The 23021-nt window shown below is 73.8% G+C and carries 22 protein-coding genes; 6 read left to right on the top strand and 16 right to left on the bottom strand.

The genetic code is table 11. The features are described from left to right. Positions 1-317: 317 nt before the first annotated feature. The 14 genes from cbiE to argC all read right to left on the bottom strand — a co-directional run bounded on the left by cbiE (position 318) and on the right by argC (position 15553). Entirely contained in the window at positions 318-1556 is a 1239-nt protein-coding gene (gene cbiE / locus IH44_RS0130030; protein ID WP_030462911.1) for a precorrin-6y C5,15-methyltransferase (decarboxylating) subunit CbiE, read from the bottom strand. A 165-nt stretch (positions 1557-1721) separates the two neighbouring features. After that, a complete protein-coding gene (locus tag IH44_RS0130025) occupies positions 1722-2348 on the bottom strand; it encodes a GNAT family N-acetyltransferase (protein ID WP_030462910.1) in 627 nt (208 codons plus the stop codon). Between the two features lie 144 nt (positions 2349-2492). Further along, entirely contained in the window at positions 2493-3329 is an 837-nt protein-coding gene (locus IH44_RS0130020; protein WP_030462909.1) for a MetQ/NlpA family ABC transporter substrate-binding protein, read from the bottom strand. A 75-nt stretch (positions 3330-3404) separates the two neighbouring features. After that, positions 3405-4145 (bottom strand): methionine ABC transporter permease, encoded by a 741-nt coding sequence (locus tag IH44_RS0130015; RefSeq protein WP_030462908.1) that lies wholly within the window; start codon positions 4143-4145, stop codon positions 3405-3407. Continuing rightward, positions 4142-5182, bottom strand: a complete 1041-nt coding sequence (locus tag IH44_RS0130010) for a methionine ABC transporter ATP-binding protein (RefSeq protein WP_030462907.1) — start codon at positions 5180-5182, stop codon at positions 4142-4144. The genes IH44_RS0130015 and IH44_RS0130010 overlap by 4 nt, the downstream gene beginning before the upstream one ends. 424 nt (positions 5183-5606) lie before the next feature. Next, positions 5607-6101: a GNAT family N-acetyltransferase gene (locus IH44_RS0130005; protein ID WP_030462906.1), complete on the bottom strand. Its 495-nt coding sequence runs from the start codon at positions 6099-6101 to the stop codon at positions 5607-5609. Between the two features lie 286 nt (positions 6102-6387). Further along, positions 6388-7752: an FAD-binding oxidoreductase gene (locus tag IH44_RS0130000; RefSeq protein WP_030462905.1), complete on the bottom strand. Its 1365-nt coding sequence runs from the start codon at positions 7750-7752 to the stop codon at positions 6388-6390. Positions 7753-7810: 58 nt separating this feature from the next. Beyond that, the gene (argH, locus tag IH44_RS0129995; RefSeq protein WP_030462904.1) at positions 7811-9232 is read right to left on the bottom strand and encodes an argininosuccinate lyase; all 1422 of its coding nucleotides are present in this window, start codon (positions 9230-9232) and stop codon (positions 7811-7813) included. A 73-nt stretch (positions 9233-9305) separates the two neighbouring features. After that, on the bottom strand, positions 9306-10499 hold the full coding sequence (locus tag IH44_RS0129990; RefSeq protein WP_030462903.1) for an argininosuccinate synthase: 1194 nt from the start codon (positions 10497-10499) through the stop codon (positions 9306-9308). Positions 10500-10610: 111 nt separating this feature from the next. Beyond that, positions 10611-11165: an arginine repressor gene (locus IH44_RS0129985; protein WP_030462902.1), complete on the bottom strand. Its 555-nt coding sequence runs from the start codon at positions 11163-11165 to the stop codon at positions 10611-10613. Between the two features lie 25 nt (positions 11166-11190). After that, a complete protein-coding gene (locus IH44_RS0129980) occupies positions 11191-12390 on the bottom strand; it encodes an acetylornithine transaminase (protein WP_035956821.1) in 1200 nt (399 codons plus the stop codon). Continuing rightward, on the bottom strand, positions 12387-13319 hold the full coding sequence (gene argB, locus IH44_RS0129975) for an acetylglutamate kinase (RefSeq protein ID WP_030462900.1): 933 nt from the start codon (positions 13317-13319) through the stop codon (positions 12387-12389). The genes IH44_RS0129980 and argB overlap by 4 nt, the downstream gene beginning before the upstream one ends. Before the next feature lie 24 nt (positions 13320-13343). After that, on the bottom strand, positions 13344-14528 hold the full coding sequence (argJ, locus tag IH44_RS0129970; protein WP_030462899.1) for a bifunctional glutamate N-acetyltransferase/amino-acid acetyltransferase ArgJ: 1185 nt from the start codon (positions 14526-14528) through the stop codon (positions 13344-13346). Continuing rightward, on the bottom strand, positions 14525-15553 hold the full coding sequence (argC, locus tag IH44_RS0129965) for an N-acetyl-gamma-glutamyl-phosphate reductase (protein ID WP_030462898.1): 1029 nt from the start codon (positions 15551-15553) through the stop codon (positions 14525-14527). Before argC ends, argJ begins: the two co-directional genes overlap by 4 nt. 105 nt (positions 15554-15658) lie before the next feature. Here argC and IH44_RS0129960 point away from each other — a divergent pair, with 105 nt between their 5' ends. Then, on the top strand, positions 15659-16849 hold the full coding sequence (locus IH44_RS0129960) for a hypothetical protein (RefSeq protein WP_051817529.1): 1191 nt from the start codon (positions 15659-15661) through the stop codon (positions 16847-16849). Between the two features lie 49 nt (positions 16850-16898). Beyond that, positions 16899-17426: a suppressor of fused domain protein gene (locus IH44_RS0129955; RefSeq protein ID WP_030462896.1), complete on the top strand. Its 528-nt coding sequence runs from the start codon at positions 16899-16901 to the stop codon at positions 17424-17426. A 110-nt stretch (positions 17427-17536) separates the two neighbouring features. On the opposite strand, the gene IH44_RS41640 is transcribed toward IH44_RS0129955, so the two are convergent. Both IH44_RS41640 and IH44_RS0129945 read right to left on the bottom strand, forming a co-directional pair. Next, positions 17537-18340 carry an alpha/beta fold hydrolase gene (locus IH44_RS41640; protein ID WP_051817527.1) on the bottom strand — a complete coding sequence of 268 codons (804 nt, stop codon included), beginning with the start codon at positions 18338-18340 and terminating at the stop codon, positions 17537-17539. A 157-nt stretch (positions 18341-18497) separates the two neighbouring features. After that, a complete protein-coding gene (locus IH44_RS0129945) occupies positions 18498-19496 on the bottom strand; it encodes a LacI family DNA-binding transcriptional regulator (RefSeq protein WP_030462894.1) in 999 nt (332 codons plus the stop codon). Positions 19497-19750: 254 nt separating this feature from the next. On the opposite strand from IH44_RS0129945, the gene IH44_RS0129940 reads away from it, so the two are divergent. From IH44_RS0129940 to IH44_RS0129925, 4 genes are read left to right on the top strand one after another with little or no spacing between them, the layout of a single operon-like run. Beyond that, positions 19751-20653, top strand: a complete 903-nt coding sequence (locus IH44_RS0129940) for a ribokinase (RefSeq protein WP_030462893.1) — start codon at positions 19751-19753, stop codon at positions 20651-20653. Positions 20654-20702: 49 nt separating this feature from the next. After that, complete coding sequence (locus IH44_RS0129935; protein ID WP_030462892.1) at positions 20703-22049, top strand: NtaA/DmoA family FMN-dependent monooxygenase; 1347 nt, start codon at positions 20703-20705, stop codon at positions 22047-22049. 50 nt (positions 22050-22099) lie between these two features. Next, positions 22100-22606, top strand: a complete 507-nt coding sequence (locus IH44_RS0129930) for a flavin reductase family protein (RefSeq protein ID WP_030462891.1) — start codon at positions 22100-22102, stop codon at positions 22604-22606. Further along, a complete protein-coding gene (locus IH44_RS0129925; RefSeq protein ID WP_030462890.1) occupies positions 22599-23018 on the top strand; it encodes a riboflavin kinase in 420 nt (139 codons plus the stop codon). Before IH44_RS0129930 ends, IH44_RS0129925 begins: the two co-directional genes overlap by 8 nt. The last annotated feature ends 3 nt before the right edge of the window (positions 23019-23021 follow it).

Here is a 23021-nt window from a genome sequence, read left to right as displayed (position 1 = left end):
TGGCGTGCCATCAGAAACAACGACGGCCCCGGGCAACCGGCACGACGGCGCGGCCGCTCCGGACCCTCACGGCATTCTTCCGGGCGGGTGCGCACCACGTCGAATGCCCGCGAAGCGGGCCGTTCGGGTTGCAACGCGTCAAATCGCCGCGAACCGTGCCGGATCGGACACGGTGCTGCTTCGACGGGCTGGTCCCCCGGGGAAACCCTACCGGCCGTGGCCGGGCCGATCTCGAAACCCTGTCCGGATGCGACGGGGATCACCGTACCGCCGGGGGCCGACCGTCCGCGGGGGTGTCCACGGGGTGTCCGCGGGGGTCAGTCGTGCGGTTCGCCCCAGATCAGCAGGGTGTAGTCGCCGCGTCCGAAGGAGGGTCCGGCGCCGGCGGCCTGTTCGGCGCGCAGGGGGGCGGACTGGAGCAGCAGGCCGTCGGTGCGGTAGCCGGCGGCGTCCAGGATCCGGCGGGTCTCGCCGGCTTCGGCGAGGGTGCGGGCGACGGCGACCACGCGGCCGGGCTTGCGGGCGGCGACGGCGCGGACCATGGCGGGGCCGCCCTGCTCGACGGCGACGGCGTCGGGTTCGGGGAGGGCGCCGAGGACTTCGGGGCCGGTGCCGGCGGCGGTCTCGACCTCGACGCCGGCCTTGCGGGCGTTGGCGGAGATCCGGGCGCAGTCGGCGGGTTCGGTCTCGACGGCGACCACGGCGGCGCCGAACCGGGCGGCCTCGACGGCGAGCGCGCCGTCCCCGGCGCCGACGGTCCACAGCAGGTCGCCGGGCGCGGGGGCGAGCCGGGCCAGGGCCAGCGCGCGGACGTGCGGCGGGAGTGCGCGGGGGCGCCGGGCGTCGGCGTCCGCTCCGGCGTACGCCCGGTTGGGGAGCGCCCAGCCGCGCTGCGGGCCGGGGTGGTCGAGCGGGCGGCCGGCCAGCCAGCCGGAGGCGGCCTCGGCGGGCGGGACGTTGCCGATCACCAGGACGACGGAGGGGTCACGCCAGTCGTGGTCGGGGACGCGTTCGGAGGTGAGGACGGTGACGTCCTCCTCGGAGGTGCCGAGGGCCTCACAGACCACGAAGGTGCGGGGGACGCCGCGCAGCATCAGGGCGAGTTCGCTGGGGCCGGCGCCGCCGGTGGTGAGGACGGCGACCTTGGGGTGGGCGCGGCAGACGTTGGCGGCGCGGCGCAGCCGTCCGCCGTGGGCGGAGACCACCTGGGCGTCCTCCCAGGCCATGCCGGCCCGGGCGAAGGCGGTGGCCACCGAGGAGACGGCGGGCAGGACTTCGAGTTCGAGGCCGTACTCGGGGCGGCGCAGGGTGCGCACGACGCCGAAGAAGCCGGGGTCGCCCTCGGCGACGACGACGGCGGTGCCGCGGTGGTCGGCGATCCTCCGGGCGGCGGCCCGCAGGTCGGCGAGGCCGATGCGTTCGGCGCGTTCGGGGACGGGGAGGGCGTCGAGCTGGTAGCCCGCCCCGGCGACCAGGGTGGCTCCGGCGAGTGCGCCGGCGGCGGCCTGGGTCAGTGGGGTGCCGTCCCACCCGATGACCGTGATCCGGTCAGCCATCTGCGGCCGCTCTCCCTCATGCCGTGTTCCGCCCCTGGTGGGGTGCGCCGCGGGCGCACCCCTGGGGCAGAGGCTACCGCCTGGCCGGGGTGGTGCGGAGCCGAGGCGCGCGCCGGGGCGTGAACAACGGGCGTACGGACGTGCGGGCTCCGCGGGGGACGGGTTTCAGTGCCGCAGCGCGTGGTAGCGGTCGTCGGGGTGGGCGGGTTCGGGCGGGTCGAGGTCCTCGGGGAGCAGGCTCCACACGATCAGGTCGGTGTGCTCCTCGGGCCCGGGGCCCCATTCGCCGCCGCGGACTATGGCGGCGTTGCGCAGCACGCCCTCGCTGATCGCGCCGGTCTTCTGGGCGACCTGCTGGGCGGCGGTGTTGCCGGCGGCGGTGCGCAGTTCGAGGCGCTGGAAGCCGCGGTCCTCGAACAGCCACTGGGCGGTGCCGAGGACGGCCTCGGGCGCGTAGCCCTCGCCGCGGGCCCAGGGGGCGGTGACGAAGCGGACCTCGGTGGCGCGCAGGTGCCAGTCGGTGCGGTCGAGTTCGAGCAGGCCGACGAGGCGCTGGGTGAGGTGTTCGGTGACGGCGAAAACGATTCCGCGCCCCCGGGCGCGCCGCTCGGGCGCCCGACGGGTGATCAGCTCGTGCGCGTCGGCCGGGCGGTAGGGGCGGGGGTGGCCGGTCCAGGTCTGGACGAGTTCGTCGTCGAGCATGGCGGCCAGTCCGGGGGCGTCCTGCTCCTCAAGGGCGCGCAGCAGCAGCCGTTCGGTGCTGATGGCTGTCTCGGGGAAGTTCGCAACCATGCCGTCTCTCCTCGCCGGGTCGTGGACACACCGTACGCCCCGCCCTTCGTCGGGCGTGCCAGCGTACCCGCTCCGTACCTCACGGCTCGTCAGCACGGTGCCCCCGGCGGGGAGGCCGGGGGCACCGCGGTGTCAACGGGTCGGTCAGAACGCCGGGATGACGGCGCCCTGGAAGGTGTCGTCGATGTACTTCTTCACCTCGGCGGAGTGCAGCAGCTCGGCGAGCTTCTGCACCCGCGGGTCGCTCTCGTGGCCCTTCTTGACGGCGAGGATGTTGGCGTAGGGGTTGCCCTCGGCCTTCTCCAGCACCAGCGCGTCGGTGGCGGGCTTGAGGTTGGCGCCCAGCGCGTAGTTGCCGTTGATGACGGCGGCGTCGACGTCGTCGAGGGCGCGCGGCAGCTGGGCCGCCTCCAGCTCCTTGAACTTGAGGTTCTTCGGGTTGCCGGAGATGTCCTGGACGGTGGCGGTGGTGCCGGCGCCGGACTTGAGGGTGATGACGTTGTTGTCGGCGAGCAGCTTGAGCGCCCGGCCCTCGTTGGTGGCGTCGCTGGGGACGGCGACCTGGGCGCCGTCCTTGAGCTCGGCGACGCTCTTGACCTTCTTGGAGTAGACGCCGAGCGGCTCCAGGTGGACGGCCTCGACGGAGACGATGTCGGTGCCGTTCTTCTTGTTGAAGTCGTCGAGGTAGGGCTGGTGCTGGAAGTAGTTCGCGTCCGCGGAGCCGTCCTGGACCGAGGTGTTGGGGGTCACGTAGTCGCTGACCTCCTTGATGTCCAGCTTGAGCCCGGCCTTGGCCGCCAGGTTGTCCTGCACGAACTTGAGGATCTGCGCGTGCGGGGTGGGGCTGGCGGCGACCACCAGGGGCTTGTTCGGGTCGGCGGAGGCGCCGGAGCCGGAGGAGCCCGAGGAGCAGGCGGCGAGGGTGAGCGCGAGGCCGGCGGCGGTGGCGGTCAGGGCGGTGGTCTTCAGAACGTTACGCACGAAAAGTGCCTTTCTGCGGGGTGCGAACGGCCCTGGTGGGGCCGGGGTGCCCGTCCGGTGGTGCGGGACGGGGAGTCAGTGCGAGGAGAGCAGGTCCTCCTCGGTGTCCTCCGGCTTCGCCGTGGCGGAGCGGAAGAAGCTGAGCGGGCTGCGGTAGTCGCCGCGGTGCGAGAGCCGCCGGGCGGCGAGGTCGCCGAGCAGCTGGATCGCGGTGACGATGATCACGAGTTCGGCGACGATCACCCACATGAAGGTGGTCTCGAAGCGCTGGTAGCCGTAGCGGATGGCGAGGTCGCCGAGTCCGCCGCCGCCGACCGTGCCGGCCATCGCGGAGTAGCCGATCAGCGCGATCACCGTGGTGGTGGCGGAGGCGACCAGCGAGGGCAGCGCCTCGGGCAGCAGGGTCTTGCGGACGATGGTGCCGGTGCTCGCGCCCATCGACTTGAGCGCCTCGACCAGGCCGCCGTCCACCTCGCGCACGGAGGTCTCCACCAGCCGGGCGAAGAACGGGATCGCGCCGATCGCCAGCGGCACGCTGGCGGCCTGCCAGCCGAGCGAGGTGCCCATGAGCAGCTTGGTGAACGGGATCACCGCGACGATCAGGATGACGAACGGGATGGAGCGCCCGATGTTGACGACCGCGCCGAGCACCCGGCTGACCGCGAGGTTCTGCAGCAGGCCGCCCTTGTCGGTGAGGACCAGCAGCAGCCCGATCGGCAGGCCGATCACCAGGGTGGCGAGTCCGGCGATGCCGACCATGCCGAGGGTCTCCCGGGTGGCGGGCCACAGCAGTTCCTGCATCTGGTCCCAGGTCATGCGGCCGCTCCGTTCGACGGGTCGAGGACGTCCACCTGGAGTCCCTGTTGGCGCAGGTAGCCGATCGGCACCACGTTGTCGGTGTGGCTGCCGGGCAGTTCGACCCGCATCCGGCCGACCAGGCGGCCGGCGATGGTCTCGACGGCCGCGCCGAGGATGTTGATGTCGATCTGGTAGGTGCGGGCCAGCTGGGAGACGAACGGCTGGGCGGGCGCGTCGCCCTGGAAGGTGATCTCCAGGACGGTGTGCTCGCCCTCCTCCGGTGTCGCGGTGCGGATGCCGAGGTCGCCGAGCGGGAAGAGGTCCCGGGCGATCCGGGAGTGGCCGTCGGCGAGCAGGTCGGTGAGCCGGCCGCTCTCGACCACCCGGCCGCCGCGCATCAGGGCGGCCGAGTCGCAGACCGACTTGATGACGTCCATCTCGTGGGTGATCAGCAGGACGGTCAGGCCGAGCTGCTGGTTGAGTTCGCGCAGCAGTTTGAGGATGGAGCGGGTGGTCTCCGGGTCGAGGGCGCTGGTGGCCTCGTCGGAGAGCAGCACCTTGGGGTCGCCGGCCAGGGCGCGGGCGATGCCGACGCGCTGCTTCTGGCCGCCGGACAGCTGGTCGGGGTACTGCCGGGCCTTGTCGGCCAGGCCGACCAGGTCGAGCAGTTCGGCGGCCTTGCGGCGGCGTTCGCGCCGGTCCAGGCCGATGATCTCCAGCGGGAGTTCGACGTTCTGCTGGACGGTGCGCGAGGACAGCAGGTTGAAGTGCTGGAACACCATGCCGATCCGCTGCCGGGCCTCGCGCAGTTCGCGTCCGGCGCGCTCGCGGCCGCCGGACAGCGCGGTCAGCTCCAGGCCGTCGACGGTGACGGTGCCGGAGGTGGGCCGCTCCAGCAGGTTGACGCACCGGATCAGGGTGGACTTGCCGGCGCCGCTGGTGCCGACGACCCCGAACACCTCGCCCTGCCGCACGTGCAGGTCGACGTCGTCCAGTGCCCGGACCTCGCGGTCTCCCGAGCGGTAGACCTTGGTCAGGCCCTTGGTGGTGATCACAGCTGCTTCCGTGTTCGTCGGCGGACGGCCGTGGGGACGTCCGCGCCAGTGGCGGGACGGGCACGCGGGTGCCCGGGAAGATGGGGCTGCCGGCTTCGTTCCGATCATGTCCGCCGGCCGGCCGGGCCGCCCGTGGGCGTGGCCCTAACGAGTCATCAGCGGACGGGGCGTCAGCGGGCGCCGGGCGCAGGCCCTCAGCGGCGACACATTCGACGGCCGCACATGCGCGACTCACCTGCCGGCGTCGCGCCGGTGGGGATGCATGTCGTCGTCGTGGTCATGGAACCCAGTAAATCAGACATTTGGTCTACGTCCCAATTCCCGGGACGCGCTGTCCGCATTGCGGACACGACCCTTGCGGCACAAGCCCCGCGGCGCCCGACCCCTCGTTCGGGTCGGGCGCCGCGGGGCTGGACGGTCGCGCTCAGGCGGCCAGGGTGGTCGCCACCGGCTTGGCCAGCGTCACGATCGACAGCCGGCGGGAGACCTCGCGCACCTCGGTCTCGCGGTAGCCGAGCTTGCGGTACAGCCGCAGGTTGCCCAGGCTGCGGTGGCCGGTGAACAGCTCGAAGCCGCCCGTGGCGCCGTCCTCGGCCAGCTGCGCCTCCAGACCCTCCAGCAGGCGGCGGCCCAGGCCGTGCCGCTGCATCCGCGGGTGCACCACCAGCCGGCCGATCCGGCCGACGCCGTCGGCGTCCACCCAGCCGCGGACGCTGCCCACCACCTCGTCGCCGAGCCGGGCCACCAGGAACCGGTGCTCGGACAGCTCGGCCCGCAGGCTCTCCAGGGTCTGGGTCAGCGGCTCCAGCGTCCAGTCGCTGTACAGCTCCGCCTCGCTCTGGTAGCTGAGGTACTGGAGCTTGAGGATCTGCTCCGCCTCTTCCGGTCGTGCCGCTGCGATGATCACACTCATGCCCATGTGCGGGGGCCTCCATCGTTAAGTGCCCGGCGCGTGCGAGTGAGGGTCTGGCACCGGTTCTTGTCCGAGGTGTGCCCGGACGGGGATCTGCCCGGCCCGGGAAAAGCGCGACGCGCCCCGCCGGACGGTGGCCCGGACAGCCGGAACTGACACGCTCACGCTCAGTATCCGGGCAGTCGGGCGACCGTCAAGAGAGACGTTCGCCACCGCTCTACCCAGCCGCCAGCTGTTCTCAACCTTCCCGACGTCCGACGTGGCGAGCGTCACGCCCGCGCGGGCGGCCCGCTCACCCGCTCGGCCGGACGTTCTGGTTGACGCGGAACAGGTTCGCCGGGTCGTACCGGTCCTTCAGCGCCACCAGCCGCTCGTACTTCGCCAGCCCGTACGCCTCCACCACCCGGCCCTGCCCCTCGGCGCCCATCAGGTTGACGTACGCCCCGCCGGAGGAGAACGGCCGCATCTCCTCCCAGCAGCGCCGCACCCAGGCCGCGTGCGGCTCCGCCGGGCCGTCCGCCCAGCGCGCCACCGCGCTCAGCAGGTAGGGGGCCGTCCGGTACGTGTAGGCGGTGTCCTCCGGGCCGACCCGGGCCACCGCCCCGCCCAGGAACGCCAGTTGCAGCTGGGCCGACGGGCCCGGCAGCGCCTCCACCTGGGCGGCCAGCCGGTCGATCGCCGTCCCGTCCAGCACCGACAGGAACTCCGAGCGGCCGACGTTCCCGGCGCCCGGCCCCCGGTCCACGTCCAGCATCTTCTGCCACAGCGGGTACGGGCGGGTCTGCACGGTGTCCGCGACCACGCCCGGCAGCGCGCGCAGCGGCGCCACCGCCTCCCGGCCCCGGTCGGCCCGGCCCGACCAGCACAGGCCGATCCGCAGCACGGTCCGGGCCGGCAGCTGCGGCATGCCGCGCGGCCGCCCGAACTCCACCATCACCGTCAGGCCGTCCGGCGCGGCCGCCATGAAGTCCCGCACCGCGGCCAGGGTCGGCGCCAGCAGCTCGACCGGCACGTACACCGCCCCGCACAGCACGTGCGGCCCGACCCGGTGCAGCCGGTAGGTGAAGGAGGTCACCACCCCGAAGTTGCCGCCGCCCCCGCGCAGCCCCGCGAACAGCTCCGGGTGCGCCGCCGCGCTCACCGTCAGCAGCCGCCCGTCGGCGGTCACCACGTCCGCCTCCACCAGGTTGTCGCAGGTCAGGCCGTACGACCGGGCCAGCCAGCCGAGGCCGCCGCCGAGCGTCGTCCCCGCGACGCCGGAGCCCGAGTAGGGCGAGCCGGTGGTCGCCAGGTCGAACGCCTGCGTCTCGTGGTCGAACGCCCCCCAGGTCGCCCCCGGCTGGGCCCGGGCGAGCCGGCGGGACGGGTCGACCCGGACGCCCGTCAGCCGCGACAGGTCGACCAGCATCCCGCCGTCGCAGGTGCCGAGCCCGGCCAGGCTGTGGCCCGCGCCGCGCACGGCGACGTGCAGGCCGTGCTCCCGGGCCACCGCGACGGCCTGCAGCACGTCCGCGGCGCCGGTGCACCGGGCGATCACCTCGGGCCGGCGGTCCACCGCCCCGTTCCACACCGCCCGGGCCGCGTCGTAGTCCGCGTCCCCGGGCACCACGATGTCGCCCCGGAACCCCTCGGCGAGCGCGGCGGCTGCTTTGGACATGGATCCAGCGTAGGCCGGAGAGCGGGCCGGGGCCCGGGGAACGGCGGGCGGCGGGGGCTCAGGCCAGCCAGGACTGCTGGGTGGCCAGGTCCTCCTTGATCTCGGCGAGCTGGACGGCGACGGCCGAGGGGGCAGTGCCGCCGCGGCCGCTGCGGGAGGCGATCGCGCCGTGGACCGACAGCACGCTGCGGACCTCGGGGGTCAGGTGCGGGGAGATCCCGGCGAACTGGGCGTCCGTCAGGTCGGAGAGCTCGATGCCCTCGGCCTCGCAGACCTTGACGCAGGCGCCGGCCACCTCGTGCGCGACCCGGAACGGGACGCCCTGCTTGACCAGCCACTCGGCGATGTCGGTGGCGAGCGAGAAGCCGGCCGGGGCCAGCTCCTCCAGCCGCTCGCGGTGCACGGTCAGGGTGGCGATCATGCCGGTGAAGGCGGGCAGCAGGACCTCCAGGGTGTCGCAGGAGTCGAAGACCGGCTCCTTGTCCTCCTGGAGGTCGCGGTTGTACGCGAGCGGCAGCGCCTTGAGGGTGGCCAGCAGGCCGGTCAGGTTGCCGATCAGGCGGCCGGACTTGCCGCGGGCGAGCTCGGCGATGTCGGGGTTCTTCTTCTGCGGCATGATCGACGACCCGGTGGAGAAGGCGTCGTGCAGCGTGATGAAGCCGAACTCCTTGGTGTTCCAGATGATGATCTCCTCCGCGATCCGCGAGAGGTTGATGCCGATCATCGCGGTGACGAAGGCGAACTCGGCGACGAAGTCGCGCGAGGCGGTGCCGTCGATCGAGTTGCCCACCGAGCCGCGCTCGAAGCCGAGGTCCGCGGCGACGGCCTGCGGGTCGAGGCCGAGCGAGGAGCCGGCCAGCGCGCCGGAGCCGTACGGGGAGACGGCGGTGCGGGCGTCCCACTGGCGCAGCCGCTCGGCGTCCCGGCCGAGGGCCTGGACGTGGGCGAGCACGTGGTGGGCGAACAGCACCGGCTGGGCGTGCTGGAGGTGGGTGCGGCCGGGCATCGCGGTGTCCGGGTGGGCCTCGGCGAGGCCGACCAGGGCGTGCTGGAGGTCGAGGACCAGGGCGCCGATGGCCTTGCCGTGGTCGCGCAGGTACATCCGGAACAGGGTGGCGATCTGGTCGTTGCGCGAGCGCCCGGCCCGGAGCTTGCCGCCGAGGTCGGGGCCGAGGCGCTCCAGCAGGCCGCGCTCCAGGGCGGTGTGCACGTCCTCGTCGGCGACGGTGCCGACGAAGGCGCCGGACTCGACGTCGGCGAGCAGCTGGTCCAGCCCGGCGAGCATGCCGGACAGTTCCTCGTCGCTGAGCAGGCCGGCCTTGTGCAGGACCCGGGCGTGGGCCTTGGAGCCGGCGATGTCGTAGGGGGCGAGCCGCCAGTCGAAGTGGACGGAGGCGGAGAGCTTGGCGAGGGCCTCGGAGGGGCCGTCGGCGAAGCGCGCGCCCCAGAGGCGGACGTCTGCGGGCTGGTCGGCGGTCATCGCGTGGGCTCCTTCGGGGGCTGTGACAGTGCCCCGGCCGCGGGGTGCGGCCGGGGCGGGTACTGACGGTGGATCAGGCCAGGTCGCGGCGGGCGGCGATCTTCGAGGACATGCCGAAGATCTCGATGAAGCCCTTGGACATGGACTGGTCGAAGGTGTCGCCGGTGTCGTAGGTGGCGAGGTTGAAGTCGTACAGCGACTTCTCCGACTTGCGGCCGTTGACGACGGCGCGGCCGCCGTGCAGGACCATCCGGATCTCGCCGGAGACGTGCTGGTTGGCCTCGTTGACGAAGCCGTCCAGGGCGCGCTTGAGCGGGGAGAACCACAGGCCGTCGTAGACCAGCTCGGCCCAGCGCTGCTCGACCTGCCGCTTGTAGCGGGCGAGTTCGCGCTCGACGGTGACGTTCTCCAGGGCCTGGTGGGCGGTGATCAGGGCGATCGCGCCGGGGGCCTCGTAGATCTCGCGGGACTTGATGCCGACCAGGCGGTCCTCGACCATGTCGAGGCGGCCGATGCCCTGGGCGCCGGCCCGCTTGTTCAGCTCCTCGATGGCCTGGAGCACGGAGACCTTGCGGCCGTCGATCGCGACCGGGACGCCGGCCTCGAAGGTGATGACGACCTCGTCGGCCTCGCGCGGGGTGGCCGGGTTCTGGGTGTACTCGTAGACGTCCTCGATCGGGGCGTTCCAGATGTCCTCGAGGAAGCCGGTCTCGACGGCGCGGCCGAAGACGTTCTGGTCGATCGAGTACGGGTTCTTCTTGGTGGTGACGATCGGGAGGTTCTTGGCCTCGGCGAAGGCGATCGCCTTGTCGCGGGTCATCGCGTAGTCGCGGACCGGGGCGATGCACTTCAGGTTCGGGGCCAGCGACTGGATGCCGACCTCGAAGCGGACCTGGTCGTTGCCCTTGCCGGTGCAGCCGTGGGCGACGGTGGTGGCGCCGTGCTTCTGCGCGGCGGCGACCAGGTGCTTGACGATCACCGGGCGGGAGAGCGCGGAGACCAGCGGGTACTGGCCCTGGTACAGCGCGTTGGCCTTGAGGGCCGGCAGGCAGTACTCGTCGGCGAACTCGTCGCGGGCGTCGGCGACCTCGGCCTCGACGGCGCCGCAGTCGAGCGCGCGCTGGCGGATGACGTCCAGGTCCTCGCCGCCCTGGCCGACGTCGACCGCGACGGCGATGACCTCGGCGCCGGTCTCCTCGGCGATCCAGCCGATGCAGACGGACGTGTCCAGACCGCCCGAGTAGGCGAGTACGACGCGATCGGTCACGGCTATCTCCATTCACAAACACAGGTTCCATGCGGCGTTAGGCATAAGTATGCACCACCGCGTATGAGTCCACAAACCAGTACCGCACAGCGCGTTCGGAACGGCCCGCAACTACTGCGACTTGGCCTGGGCGAGTTGCATCAGGTGGTCGGCGAGCGCCTGCCCGCCGGCCGCGTCGCGGCTGATCAGCAGCACCGTGTCGTCGCCCGCGATGGTGCCGAGGATCTCGAACACCTCGGCGGTGTCGATCGCCGAGGCCAGGAACTGGGCCGCGCCCGGCGGGGTGCGCAGCACCACCAGGTTGCCGGAGGCGGTGGCGGAGACCATCAGCTCGCCCGCCAGCCGGGCCATCCGGGCCTCGCTGGCGGACTCGCCCATGGGAGCGCGGGGGGTGCGGTCCCCGCCCTCGGCCGGGACGGCGTAGATGAGCGCGCCGTCCCGGTTGCGGATCTTCACCGCTCCGAGCTCGTCCAGGTCCCGGGAGAGGGTGGCCTGGGTGACCACGAGTCCGTCGTCGGCGAGCAGCTTGGCGAGCTGGCTCTGCGAGCGGACGGGCTGACGGGTCAGCAGGTCCACGATCCGCCGGTGGCGCGCGGTGCGGGTCTGCGGGACCTGCGGCGTGGGGCCGGTGGCGGGGGTCGTGTGCTCGGGGCGGGGTGCGGTCATAACTGATGATTCTCCTGAAGGACGCTCAGCTGTTCGCGTCGGGGGCGGCTTCGCGGACCGTTCGGAGGATCGCGGGCAGCGCCGCGAGGAAGGCGTCGGCCTGCTCCTCGGTGAGCACCAGCGGCGGGACCAGCCGGACGGCGTCCGCGACGGCGGCGTTGACCAGGAAGCCGGCCTCCTGGGCGGCGGCCTGCACCTTGGCGGCGACCGGCGCGGTGAGCACGATGCCCAGCAGCAGGCCCTTGCCCCGGACGTGGTCGACCAGCGGGTCGCCGATCGCCTCGATGCCGGTGCGCAGCCGCTCGCCGAGCTTGGTGGCGTGCTCCAGCAGGCCCTGCTGCTCGATGGTGTCCAGCACGGCGAGGCCGGCGGCGGCGACCACGGGGTTGCCGCCGAAGGTGGTGCCGTGCTGGCCGGCCGTCAGGAGTTCGGCGGCGTCGCCGAAGGCGAGCACGGCGCCGATCGGCAGGCCGCCGCCGAGGCCCTTCGCGAGGGTGACGATGTCGGGGTCGACGCCCTCCTCGGCCTGGTGGGCGAACCAGTGGCCGGTGCGGCCGATGCCGGTCTGGATCTCGTCCAGGACCAGCAGGGTGCCGGTGGCCCGGGTGATCTCGCGGGCGGCCTTCAGGTAGCCGGCCGGGAGCGGGATGGCGCCGTTCTCGCCCTGGATCGGCTCCAGGAAGACCGCGGCGGTCTCGGTGGTGACGGCCGCCCGCAGGGCCTCGACGTCGCCGAACGGGACGTACGTGACGTCGCCGGGCAGCGGCTTGAACGGGTCCTGCTTGGCGGGCTGGGCGGTGAGCGCGAGCGCGCCCATGGTCCGGCCGTGGAAGGCGCCCTGGAGCGAGACCAGGTGGGTCCGGCCGGTCAGCCGGGAGATCTTGAAGGCGGCCTCGTTGGCCTCGGCGCCGGAGTTGCAGAAGAACACCCGGCCCGGACGGCCGCTCAGCTCGACCAGCTTCTCGGCGAGCCGGATCGTCGGCTCGGCCATGAACAGGTTGGAGACGTGGCCCAGGGTGGTGATCTGCTGCGTGACGGCCTCGACGATCGCGGGGTGGGCGGTGCCCAGCGCGTTGACGGCGATGCCGCCGACCAGGTCGAGGTACTGCTTGCCGTCGGCGTCCCAGAGGAACGCGCCCTCGCCGCGGACCAGCGGGATCCGCGGGGTGCCGTAGTTGTGCATCAGCGTGTGCTCGTACCGCTCGATGACGCTCTCGTTGCTCATGCCAGGCCCCCCAGTACGGTGCTCTCGTCGTCCGGCACGACCATGGTGCCGATGCCCTCGTCGGTGAAGATCTCCAGCAGCAGGCTGTGCTGGACCCGGCCGTCCAGGACGCGGGCGGTGCCCACGCCGGAGCGGACGGCGCGCAGGCAGCCCTCCATCTTGGGGAGCATGCCGGTGGCCAGGGTGGGGAGCATCTCCTCCAGCTCGCTGGCGTTCAGCTGGCTGATCACGTCGTCGGAGTTCGGCCAGTCCTTGTAGAGGCCCTCGACGTCGGTGAGCACGACCAGCATCTCGGCGCCGAGCGCGACCGCCATCGCGGCGGCGGCGGTGTCGGCGTTGATGTTGTAGACGTGGCCGTCGGTGCCCCGGGCGATCGAGGAGATCACCGGGATCCGGCCGTCGGCGATCAGCGCCTTCACGGCGCCGGCCTCGATGTTGACGATGTCGCCGACCAGGCCGATGTCGACCTGCTCGCCGTCGACCACGGCGTAGCGCTTGGCGGCGGTCATGGTGTGGGCGTCCTCGCCGGTCATGCCGACGGCGAACGGGCCGTGGGTGTTGAGCAGGCCGACCAGTTCGCGCTGGACCTGCCCGGCGAGCACCATCCGGACCACGTCCATGGTCTCGGGGGTGGTGACCCGCAGGCCGGCCGTGAACGAGGACTCCAGGCCGAGCTTGTCGAGCTGGGCGCTGATCTGCGGGCCGCCGCCGTGCACGACGACGGGGTGCAGGCCGGCGTAGCGCAGGAAGACGACGTCCTGGGCGAACGCGGCCTTGAGGTCCTCGTCGACCATGGCGTTGCCGCCGAACTTGATGACCACGGTCTTGCCGTGGAAGCGCTCCAGCCAGGGCAGCGCCTCGATCAGGGTGCGGGCCTTGGGCAGGGCGGCGTTGCTGCGGGCCTGTTCGCCCTTGGGTGCGATCTGCATGGCGGTGGGTCGTCCCCCCTGGGGTCAGCTGGAGTAGGCGCTGTTCTCGTGCACGTACTCGGCGGTCAGGTCGTTGGTCCAGATGCTGGCCGTGGCCTGACCGGCCTTCAGGTCGGCGGTGATGACGACCTCGCGGTCCTTCATCGAGACCAGGTCGCGGTCCTCGCCGACGCCGCCGTCGCGGCACACCCAGACGCCGTTGATGGCGACGTCCAGCCGGTCCGGGTCGAAGGCGGCGGAGGTGGTGCCGATCGCGGACAGCACCCGGCCCCAGTTGGGGTCCTCGCCGTGGATGGCGCACTTGAGCAGGTTGCTGCGGGAGATCGTGCGGGCGACGTCGACGGCCTCCTCCTCGGTGGCGGCGTTGACGACGTCGATCCGGATGTCCTTGGACGCGCCCTCGGCGTCGCCGATCAGCTGGCGGGCCAGGTCGGCGCAGACGGTGCGCACCGCCTCGGCGAACTCGGCCTGCTCGGGGGCGACTTCGGAGGCGCCGGAGGCCAGCAGCAGCACGGTGTCGTTGGTGGACATGCAGCCGTCGGAGTCGACCCGGTCGAAGGTGGTGCGGGTGGCGTCGCGCAGCGCGGCGTCCAGGGCGGCGGAGTCGACCACGGCGTCGGTGGTGACCACGACCAGCATGGTGGCCAGGCCGGGGGCGAGCATGCCCGCGCCCTTGGCCATGCCGCCGACCGTCCAGCCCGCCGGGGCGGTGACCTGGGCGGTCTTGTGCACGGTGTCGGTGGTCTTGATGGCGATCGCGGCGCTCTCGCCGCCGGTGTCGCTGAGGGCCTCCACCGCGAGTTCGACGCCGGGCAGCAGCTTGTCCATCGGCAGCCGGACGCCGATCAGGCCGGTGGAGCAGACCGCGACCTCGATGGCGCCGATGCCGAGTTCGGCGGCGACCTTCTCGGCGGTGGCGTGGGTGTCCTGGAAGCCCTCGGGGCCGGTGCAGGCGTTGGCGCCGCCGGAGTTGAGGATCACGGCGGCGAGTTCGCCGTCGTTCAGCACCTGGCGCGACCACTTGACCGGCGCGGCGTGCACCCGGTTGGAGGTGAACACGCCGGCGGCGGCGTGCCGCGGGCCGTCGTTGACGACCAGCGCGAGGTCCGGGGTGCCGGACGCCTTGATGCCCGCGGTGACGCCCGCCGCGCGGAAGCCCTTGGCCGCGGTGACGCCGACGTTGCCGGTGTTCTGGTCCTGGGTGGTCACGGTGCGACTCCGTTCAGCGGGAGGCCGAGCTCCTCGGGGAGGCCGAGGGCGATGTTCATGCTCTGCACCGCGCCGCCCGCGGTGCCCTTCACCAGGTTGTCGATCGCGCTGATCGCGATGATCCGCCCGGCGTGCTCGTCCAGCACGACCTGCAGCACGGCCGCGTTCGAGCCGTACACGGACGAGGTGTGCGGCCACTGGCCCTCGGGCAGCAGGTGGACGAACGGCTCGGCGCCGTACGCCTTCTCGTACGCGGCCCGCAGCTCGGCGGCGGTGGTGCCGGGCTTCGCCTTGGCCGAGCAGGTGGCGAGGATGCCGCGCGGCATCGGCGCCAGGGTGGGCGTGAAGGAGACGGTGACCGGCTCGCCCGCGACCGGGGTCAGGTTCTGCGCCATCTCCGGGGTGTGCCGGTGGCCGCCGCCGACGCCGTACGGGCTCATCGAGCCCATCACCTCGCTGCCCAGCAGGTGGGTCTTGGCGGCCTTGCCCGCGCCGGAGGTGCCGGACGCGGCGGTGATCACCGCCTCCGGCTCGGCCAGGCCCGCGGCGTACATCGGGTACATGGCGAGCGTGACGGCGGTCGGGTAGCAGCCGGGGACGGCGATCCGCTTGCTGCCGCGCAGCGCCTCGCGGTGGCCGGGCAGCTCGGGCAGGCCGTAGGGCCACGTCCCGGCGTGCGGGGAGCCGTAGAACTGCTCCCAGTCGGCCGCGGACTTCAGTCGGTGGTCGGCGCCCAGGTCGACCACCAGGACGTCCTCGCCGAGCTGGGCGGCGAGCTCGGCGGACTGGCCGTGCGGCAGGCCGAGGAAGACGATGTCGTGCCCGGCCAGCGTCTGCGGGTTGGTCGGCTCCAGCACCCGGTCGGCCAGGCCGATCAGGTGCGGCTGCAGCGCGCCGAAGGGCTGCCCCGCGTTGGAGCCCCCGGTCAGCGCGCCGATCTCCACCTCGGGGTGCGCCTGCAGCAGGCGCAGCACCTCACCGCCCGCGTACCCGCTCGCTCCGGCGACGGCTACTCGCAATACCATGGCGTTCCCTCCTGAAGCCCAGCATGAATATACGCAGGCTAGCAAAATCATGCAAGGATGCGGCCGGTTCGGGCGCTGTCCGACCCCCCTTCTAGGGTGCGGGCCATGACCGATCTCGCCACAGCGGCGCACCTGTTGACCGGGGACGGCCTCCCGGTGGAACTGCTGGCCTGCCACCCCCGCCTCCCGCTGGCCGCCGGGATCAGCACCGACGAGGAGGCCGACCGCTCGCGCGTCCGGATCTGGGACTGCTCCGGCGGGCGGCTGCGCGAACTCGCCTCCTTCGAGGTCGCGGTCTTCACCAGCGGCTGGGGCGACCACTGGCTGCCCCCGATCGCCTGGCACCCGCACGAACCCCTGCTGACCGTCGTCGACGAGGGCCTGCTGCGCCGCTGGACCCCCGACGGCCGGGCCGAGCCGCTGCCCGCCCCCGAGAACTGCGAGGCGCTCGCCCACAGCCCCGACGGCCGCGCCCTGTGGGTCTCCGCGATCGACGGCGACGACGCCTCGGCGGTCCTCGATCCCGCCACCGGTGCCGCCTCCCCCGCCCGCTGGTGGGACACCGGCGTCGGCGTGCACCCCTCCGGCGAGCTGGTCGCCACCCTGGTCAGCGACCAGGGCGCCACCTTCTGCGTGTTCGCCCGCCCCGGCGGCGAGGGCGGGGCGATGCGGCAGCAGCGGCGGGCCCTGGTCCTGGACGTCGACGGCTACGGCACCCCGCTGTTCAGCCCCGACGGGCGGTACCTCGCCCTGCGCGGCAACGCCTACCTCGAAACGCTGGACGTCTTCGCCTTCCCCTCGCTGCGCAAGGTCCTGCACACCGACCTGGCCCGGGACGAGGAGTGGCCGCGCCAGAACCTCGCCTTCGGCCCGCAGCCCGGCGTGCTGTGGATCGGCACCCCCGGCGGCACCCTGGTCGAACTCGACCTGGAGGCCCGGGAGGCCGTCGAGCACGGGGACCCGGACGGGGCGGCGGTCACCGCGCTGACCTCGACCGCCGCAGGCGAACTGCTGGTCGCCCGGGAGGACGGCAGCCTCACCCTGCTGACCGCGCCCACCGGGGGCGAGCCCCCGGCCCCGGCCGCCACGACGGCAGCGGACGCGGCGGCGTTCCTGGCCGGCACCGGGGACGTCCCCGCCGACGGCGACCTCGACCACCACCTGGACTTCACCGACGGCGAGCAGGACTGGGACCGCGAGAAGCTGGCCGAGGTCACCGACTCCTCCCCCGGCGACCCCACCTGGCTGCAACTCCAGGCCCACATCAACCGGTTCTCCCCGCAGCACACCGACTGACGCGCACCCGGGCAGCGCCCCGGCCCGGGCGGGTGCGAGCATCGCGGGCATGCCCGACCACACCTCCGCCGCGGCCGTGGAGTCGCACGTCCGCGCCTTCTTCGCCGGCCACCCCGTCCGTTCCACCGCCCCGGACCCGGGCTCCGGGCTCCGGATCCTCGCGGCCGGGCCGGGGCCGCGCGGCGGCGGGTGGTCGTACCTGACGGCCGGGTGCGGGGCGGTGGAGTTCGTGCTGTGCGGGGCGGCGGACGACCCGCGCTTCGCCGAACTGCTCGGCATGGTCGCCTCCTACCACGCCGCCCACCGGCTGGACGTGGAGCACAGCCTGCCGATCGGCGAGCCGTGGCTGCCCGGCTCCGCCTGCGACCACCTGCTGGTCAGCCTGCCCTACCTGCACGGCCCGGAACTGGAGCACTGCCCGCTGCCGGACGGCGGGCACGCCCGCGTCCTGTGGCTGCTCCCGATCACGGCCGCCGAAGCGGCGTTCCGGCGCGCGCACGGCCACGAGGCGCTGGAGCGGCTCTTCGACGGACACGGGATCGAGCCGCTGGATCCGCGCCGACCGTCGGTGGCGTGAGCCGACTTCCCTGCGGTGGCGGTGAGTTGACGCCGGGTCGGATGAAGGCGCGGCGGTGCGGACCCGAACCTGCGAACGCGCCGCAGCGCACCGCACCGCACCGCACTGCGTCAGGCGAACGCCCGCTGCGCGGCGGCGCGGATCTCGGCGGCGAGCAGGTGCGGGCCGGTGACGTGGGCGGTGTGGCCCTGGCCGGGGAGGGTGACCCGGCGGGCGTCGGGGAGGGCGGCCGCGAGGGCGGTGAGGGTGTGCCGGAGGTGCCGGGGGCTGTCGGCGCCCTCCAGCAGGGTGACGGGCAGCGCGAGGTGGCGGTAGCGGTCGGTGCCGGGGCCGAGGGCGTCGATGGCGTCGAGGTCGGCGAACTGGGCGTCCGCCCCGGCGGCCAGCCGCTCGCGCTCCGCGGGGTCGGCGAACACGGCTTCGAGCAGCGCGGGCGGCATCCCGGCGTTCTCGCCCAGGTGGATCCGCATCGCCCCGGCCCGGTCGCCCGCCGCCAGCGCCGCCCGGGCCCGCCGGGACGCCTCACCGCCGACCGGGCCGTCCACCGGCAGCGGCGGCTCGTACAGCACCAGCCCGGCGAAGGCCGCCGGCCGGGCCGCGGCGGCCTCCAGCGCGACGGTCGCCCCCGAGGAGTGCCCGACCAGCAGCGGGGGCCGGTCGAGCAGCGCGGCCACCGCCAGGACGTCGGCCGCCTCGACCGCCACCGGGTGGGCGGGAACCGGCCCCGGCCCCGGCAGGTAGCGCCGCCGGCGGACCCGGACGGTCCGGAAGCCGCCCAGCCCGCGCAGCACACCGTCCCAGTCCGCGGGGCTGCCGCCGCTGCCGTGCACCAGCAGCAGCGGCGGCCCGTCGCCGTCGTCGAGGAGGGCGGTGGCGGGGGTGCCGCCGGGGGCGGGTGCGAGGAGTTCTGCCATGCCGTCCAGCCTGCGCCGCCCCGCTGCCGTCGCGCCGTCAACTCGCTGTCACGGCACCGGAGTCGCCCGCCCGGGGCGCCCGGACCGGGCGGTGTGCGGCGCCCGGTCGGCGCGTATCGATCGAAGTCCCGCCCCCAGCAGCAGATCTGACGGTCCGTCAGGCGCCCGCGTCCGCGTCCGTGGAGGCGCGGACGACGAGTTGCGGGGCGAAGCGTTCGACGTTCTCGGCGCGGTCGGTGGCCGGGCCTTGGAGGAGGGTGAGGGCGCGTTCGGCCATGTCGGTGAGCGGGTGGCGGATGGAGGTGATCGGGGGGTCGAGGAGTTCGAGTATCTCGGTGTCGTCGAAGCCGGTGACGGCGATCTCGCCGGGGACGGAGACCGCCGAGCGCTGCAGGGTGCTGACCAGGCCGACGGCGAGGACGTCCGCGCCGCAGACGACGGCGTCGACCTCGGCGCGGCGTTCGGCGATCCGGCGGCCGGCGGTGCGGCCGGCGTCGGTGGTGAAGCTGGGGAGCAGGACGGTGGTGGCGTCGGCGCCGCGGGCGGCGGTGAACGCGGCGAGGCGTTCGGCGCCGGAGGAGGACGCCTGGTCGGCGGCGACCAGGGCGATCCGGCGGCGGCCGAGGGCATCCAGGTGGTCGAGCAGCAGGCGCATCGCGGCGGCGTTGTCGAGGGTGACGGCGACGGTGCCGGAGCCGTGCGCCCAGCGGTCGAACAGCACGACGGGGGCGCGTTCGGCGGCGGCCCGGACGGCGGCGCCGGAGGCCGCGGCGGAGACCGGGACGACCAGCAGTCCGTCGACGCGTCCGCTGAGCAGGGTCTCGATCTGTTCGGCCTCGATGGCGGGCGAGTTGGCCGCGTCGGAGACGACCAGTTGGCCGCCGGCGGCCCGGACCCGCTGGGCGAGGGCGTCGGCGAGCTGGACGAAGTACGGGTTGGCGAGCGAGGGGACGACCACGCCGACGGTGCCGGTGGTGCCGGTGCGCAGCGCCCGCGCGGAGTGGTTGGTGCGGTAGCCCAGGCGCTGGGCGGCCTCCTCGACGCGGCGGGCCAGGTCGGGGTCGACGTTGCGCGGGGTGCCGGCCAGGACGCGCGAGGCGGTGGCGCGGGAGACGCCGGCGGCCGCGGCCACGTCGAGGAGTCGGGGCGCTGTCACGTGGGGGTCCTCCCCGGTCGGAGCGGTCTCGGGAACGGTCTCGGGAACGGTGTCGGAAGCGGTCTCGGAAGCGGTGCGCGGGCTGCGCGGCGCGTTCCCGGTCTCGGAACGGTGTCGGCCGGGTCTCGTTCCGGCAGGCGCCACCCTGGCGGGCCTGAGCTGGCGCAATGCGCAGCACGAGGGTACTTGACGCCTCGTGAGTGCTGGTCCACAGTGTGGGAGATCGATCTCCCACGGCTCCCGAGGAGTCCCAGATGCCGTCCATCACCGTCGTCGGTTCGGTCAACCGCGACCTCGTCCTGACCGTCGAGGACCTGCCGCGGCCCGGCGAGACCGTGCTCGCGCGGGGCTTCGTCGAGGGCGTCGGCGGCAAGGGCGCCAACCAGGCCGTCGCGGCCGCCCGGCTCGGCTCGCAGGTGCGCCTGGTGGCCCGGGTCGGGGCGGACGGCGAGCCGATCCGGCGGGTGCTGGCCGCCGAGGGCGTCGACCTGGACGCGGTGCTGACCGCGCCGGACGCCGGCACCGGGATCGCCTCGGTGGTGGTCGACCGGGCCGGCGAGAACACCATCGTGGTCAACGCGGGCGCCAACGCCGTCCTGTCGGTCGAGGACCTGCCGCAGTGGCTGGCCCGCACGCCCGGCGAGGTGGTGCTGGTCCAGCACGAGGTGGCCGCCGAGGTGGTGGCCGCCGCGGTGCTGCGGGCCCGGGAGCAGGGCGGCACGGTCGTCCTCAACCCGGCCCCGGCCCGTCCGGTCGCCCCCGAGGTGCTGGCCGCCGTCGACGTCCTGGTGCCCAACCTGGGCGAGCTGGCCGCGCTGCTCGGCGCCGAACCGGCCTCCGGCCTCGCCGCCGCCCGCGCACTGCTGGAGCGCGCCGACCTGCCGTGCGGGGCCGTGGTGGTCACGCTCGGCGCGGACGGGGCGCTGATCAAGCAGCCGGGCCGCCCGGCCGTCCACCTGCCCGCCCCGGTGGTGGACGCCGTCGACACCGTCGGCGCCGGCGACACCTTCTGCGGCGCCCTCGCCGACGCGCTCGCCCGCGGCGCCGACCTGCCCGCGGCCGCGGCCCGCGCCGTCCGGGCGGCCTCGCTGGCCGTCACCGGGCTCGGCGCCCAGTCCTCGATGCCCTACGCGGCGCAGCTCGACACCGTTCCCTGATCCTCCGTCAGTTCCCCCGCACCACCTGCCTGTTCAACGGAGAACACCCATGCGCAGCCTCAAGCTCGGCCTGTTCGAGAACGCCCAGACCAACGCCAGCGGCACCGCCACCTGGCGCCACCCCGACAGCCGCCGCCACCTGTTCGACACCCTCGGCTACTGGCAGGAGGTGGCCCGGCTGTGCGAGGACGCCAAGCTGGACTTCCTGTTCCTGGCCGACGCCTGGGGCTGGTCGGAGATCAACGGGGTCCGCCCGCCGATCGCCACCGAGGAGACCCTCGACCTGCCGCGGCTGGACCCGTTCGTGATCGCCTCGGCGCTGCTGGCCTCCACCACCGACCTGGGCCTGGTGGTGACCGGCTCGGTGCTGGTCGAGCCGCCGTACGCGTTCGCCCGCCGCCTGGCCACCCTGGACCAGCTCTCCGGCGGCCGCCTCGGCTGGAACGTGGTCACCACCGGCACCGCCGACACCGCGGTGAAGGCGTTCGGGATGGACATGGTCGCGCACGACGACCGGTACGCGATGGCCGAGGACTTCCTCGACCTGGTCTACAAGTACTGGGAGGGCGCCTGGGAGCCGGACGCCCTGGAGAAGGACAAGGCCGGCCGCTTCGCCGACCCGGCCAAGGTGCACCTGGTCGAGCACGAGGGCCCGTACTTCCGCTCGCACGGCTACGGCAACACCGCCCGCTCCCCGCAGGGCACCCCGGTGCTGTTCCAGGCCGGCGCCTCCCCGGCCGGCCGCCGGGTCGGCGGGCGGCACGGCGAGTGCATGTTCGTCGGCAGCGGCAGCGTCGAGCAGCTCGCGGGCCACGCGAAGGCGATCCGCGCGGAGGCCGTGAACGCCGGGCGCAAGGCCGACGAGGTCAAGGTGATGTCGGCGTTCTCCTGCGTGGTCGGCGCCACCACCTCGGACGCCGAGCGCCGCTGGCAGCGGATCCTGGAGGCGCAGCGCCCCGAGGTGACCGTCGCCTCGTACGCGATGTTCACCGGCCTGGACCTGTCCTCGTACGCGCCGGACACCCCGATGACCGAGCTGTCCACCGAGATGTCGCAGACCCAGGTCGCCCGGTTCGCCGGCAAGACGGTCGGCGACGTGCTGGCCGACTGGCACACCCACGGCGTGGGCGCCCGCCCGGTGGTCGGCACCGCCGAGGAGATCGCCGACGAGATCTGCGCCCTGGCGGAGGGCGCCGACCTGGACGGCTTCCTGCTCTCGCCGACCGTGCAGCCCGCCTCCACCGTCGAGTTCGTCGAGTCGGTGCTGCCGATCCTGCGCGAGCGCGGCGTGTTCCGCGGCGAGTACGCGGCCGGCGAGTCGCTGCGCGAGCGCCTGACCGGCTCCGGCGACCGGGCGCTGCCCGCCGGCCACCCGGCCGCCCGGCACCGCCACTGACCCCCGCTCCCCCGTACCACCTTCGGCACCACGAGAGGACGGCACCGGCCATGGCCACCACCGTTCACCACCCCTCAGCCCTGGACGCGGGCGCGCTGCGGCAAGCCTTCGGGGCGTACCCCACCGGCGTGGTCGCGATCGGCGCGCTGCGCGACGGCGAACCGGTCGGGTTCGCGGCCAGCTCCTTCGTGTCGATCTCGCTGGAGCCGCCGATGGTCGCCATCAGCGTGGCCCGCACCTCCACCACCTGGCCCCGGCTGGCCGAGGCCCCGGTGCTCGGCCTGAGCGTGCTCAGCCACGGCCAGGGCGCGCTGTGCCGCAAGCTCGCCTCCCGGGCGGGCGACCGGTTCGACGGCACGCCCTGGCAGGCGACGGCCGACGGCGCGGTGCTGATCCACGACGCCGCGCTGTGGCTGACCGCCCGGGTCGGCCCGGTGTACGACGGCGGGGACCACGAGATCGTCCTGCTGGAGCTGCTCTCGGCGGAGCTGTTCCCGGGCGTGGAGCCGCTGGTCTTCCACACCAGCCAGTTCCGCGAGCTCACCCCCCATGGCTGAGTTCCCGTCAACTCCCCTGGTCGGCACGGTCGTTCACGGCGCCGGCCGGGGGAAGGGCCTCGGCTTCCCCACCGCGAACCTCTCCCCCGCACCTGGCACGGCCGTCCCGCCGCCCGCGATCTACAGCGGCTGGCTGGCCCGCCCGGCGACCGGGGGCGTGCACCGGGCGACGATCAGCATCGGGACCAACCCGACGTTCGGCGACTCGTCCGAGGTGCACGTCGAGGTGCACTGCCACGACACCTCGGACGACCTGTACGGCGAACGCGTCGAGCTGTGGTTCGTCGCCCGGCTGCGCGACACCGAGAAGTTCGCCGACGTCGACGACCTGCTGCGCGCCGCCCGCGAGGACGTCCGCCGCTCGGACGCCCTGCTGGCCTCCGCACCCCGCCCCGCCGCCCCCACCCCCTGAACC

This window comes from Kitasatospora sp. NRRL B-11411 (genome assembly GCF_000721345.1).
Classification (GTDB): Bacteria; Actinomycetota; Actinomycetes; order Streptomycetales; family Streptomycetaceae; genus Kitasatospora; species Kitasatospora cineracea.
Note: the sequence above shows the minus strand (reverse complement) of the source record. Positions and strands in the feature narration are given on the sequence as shown.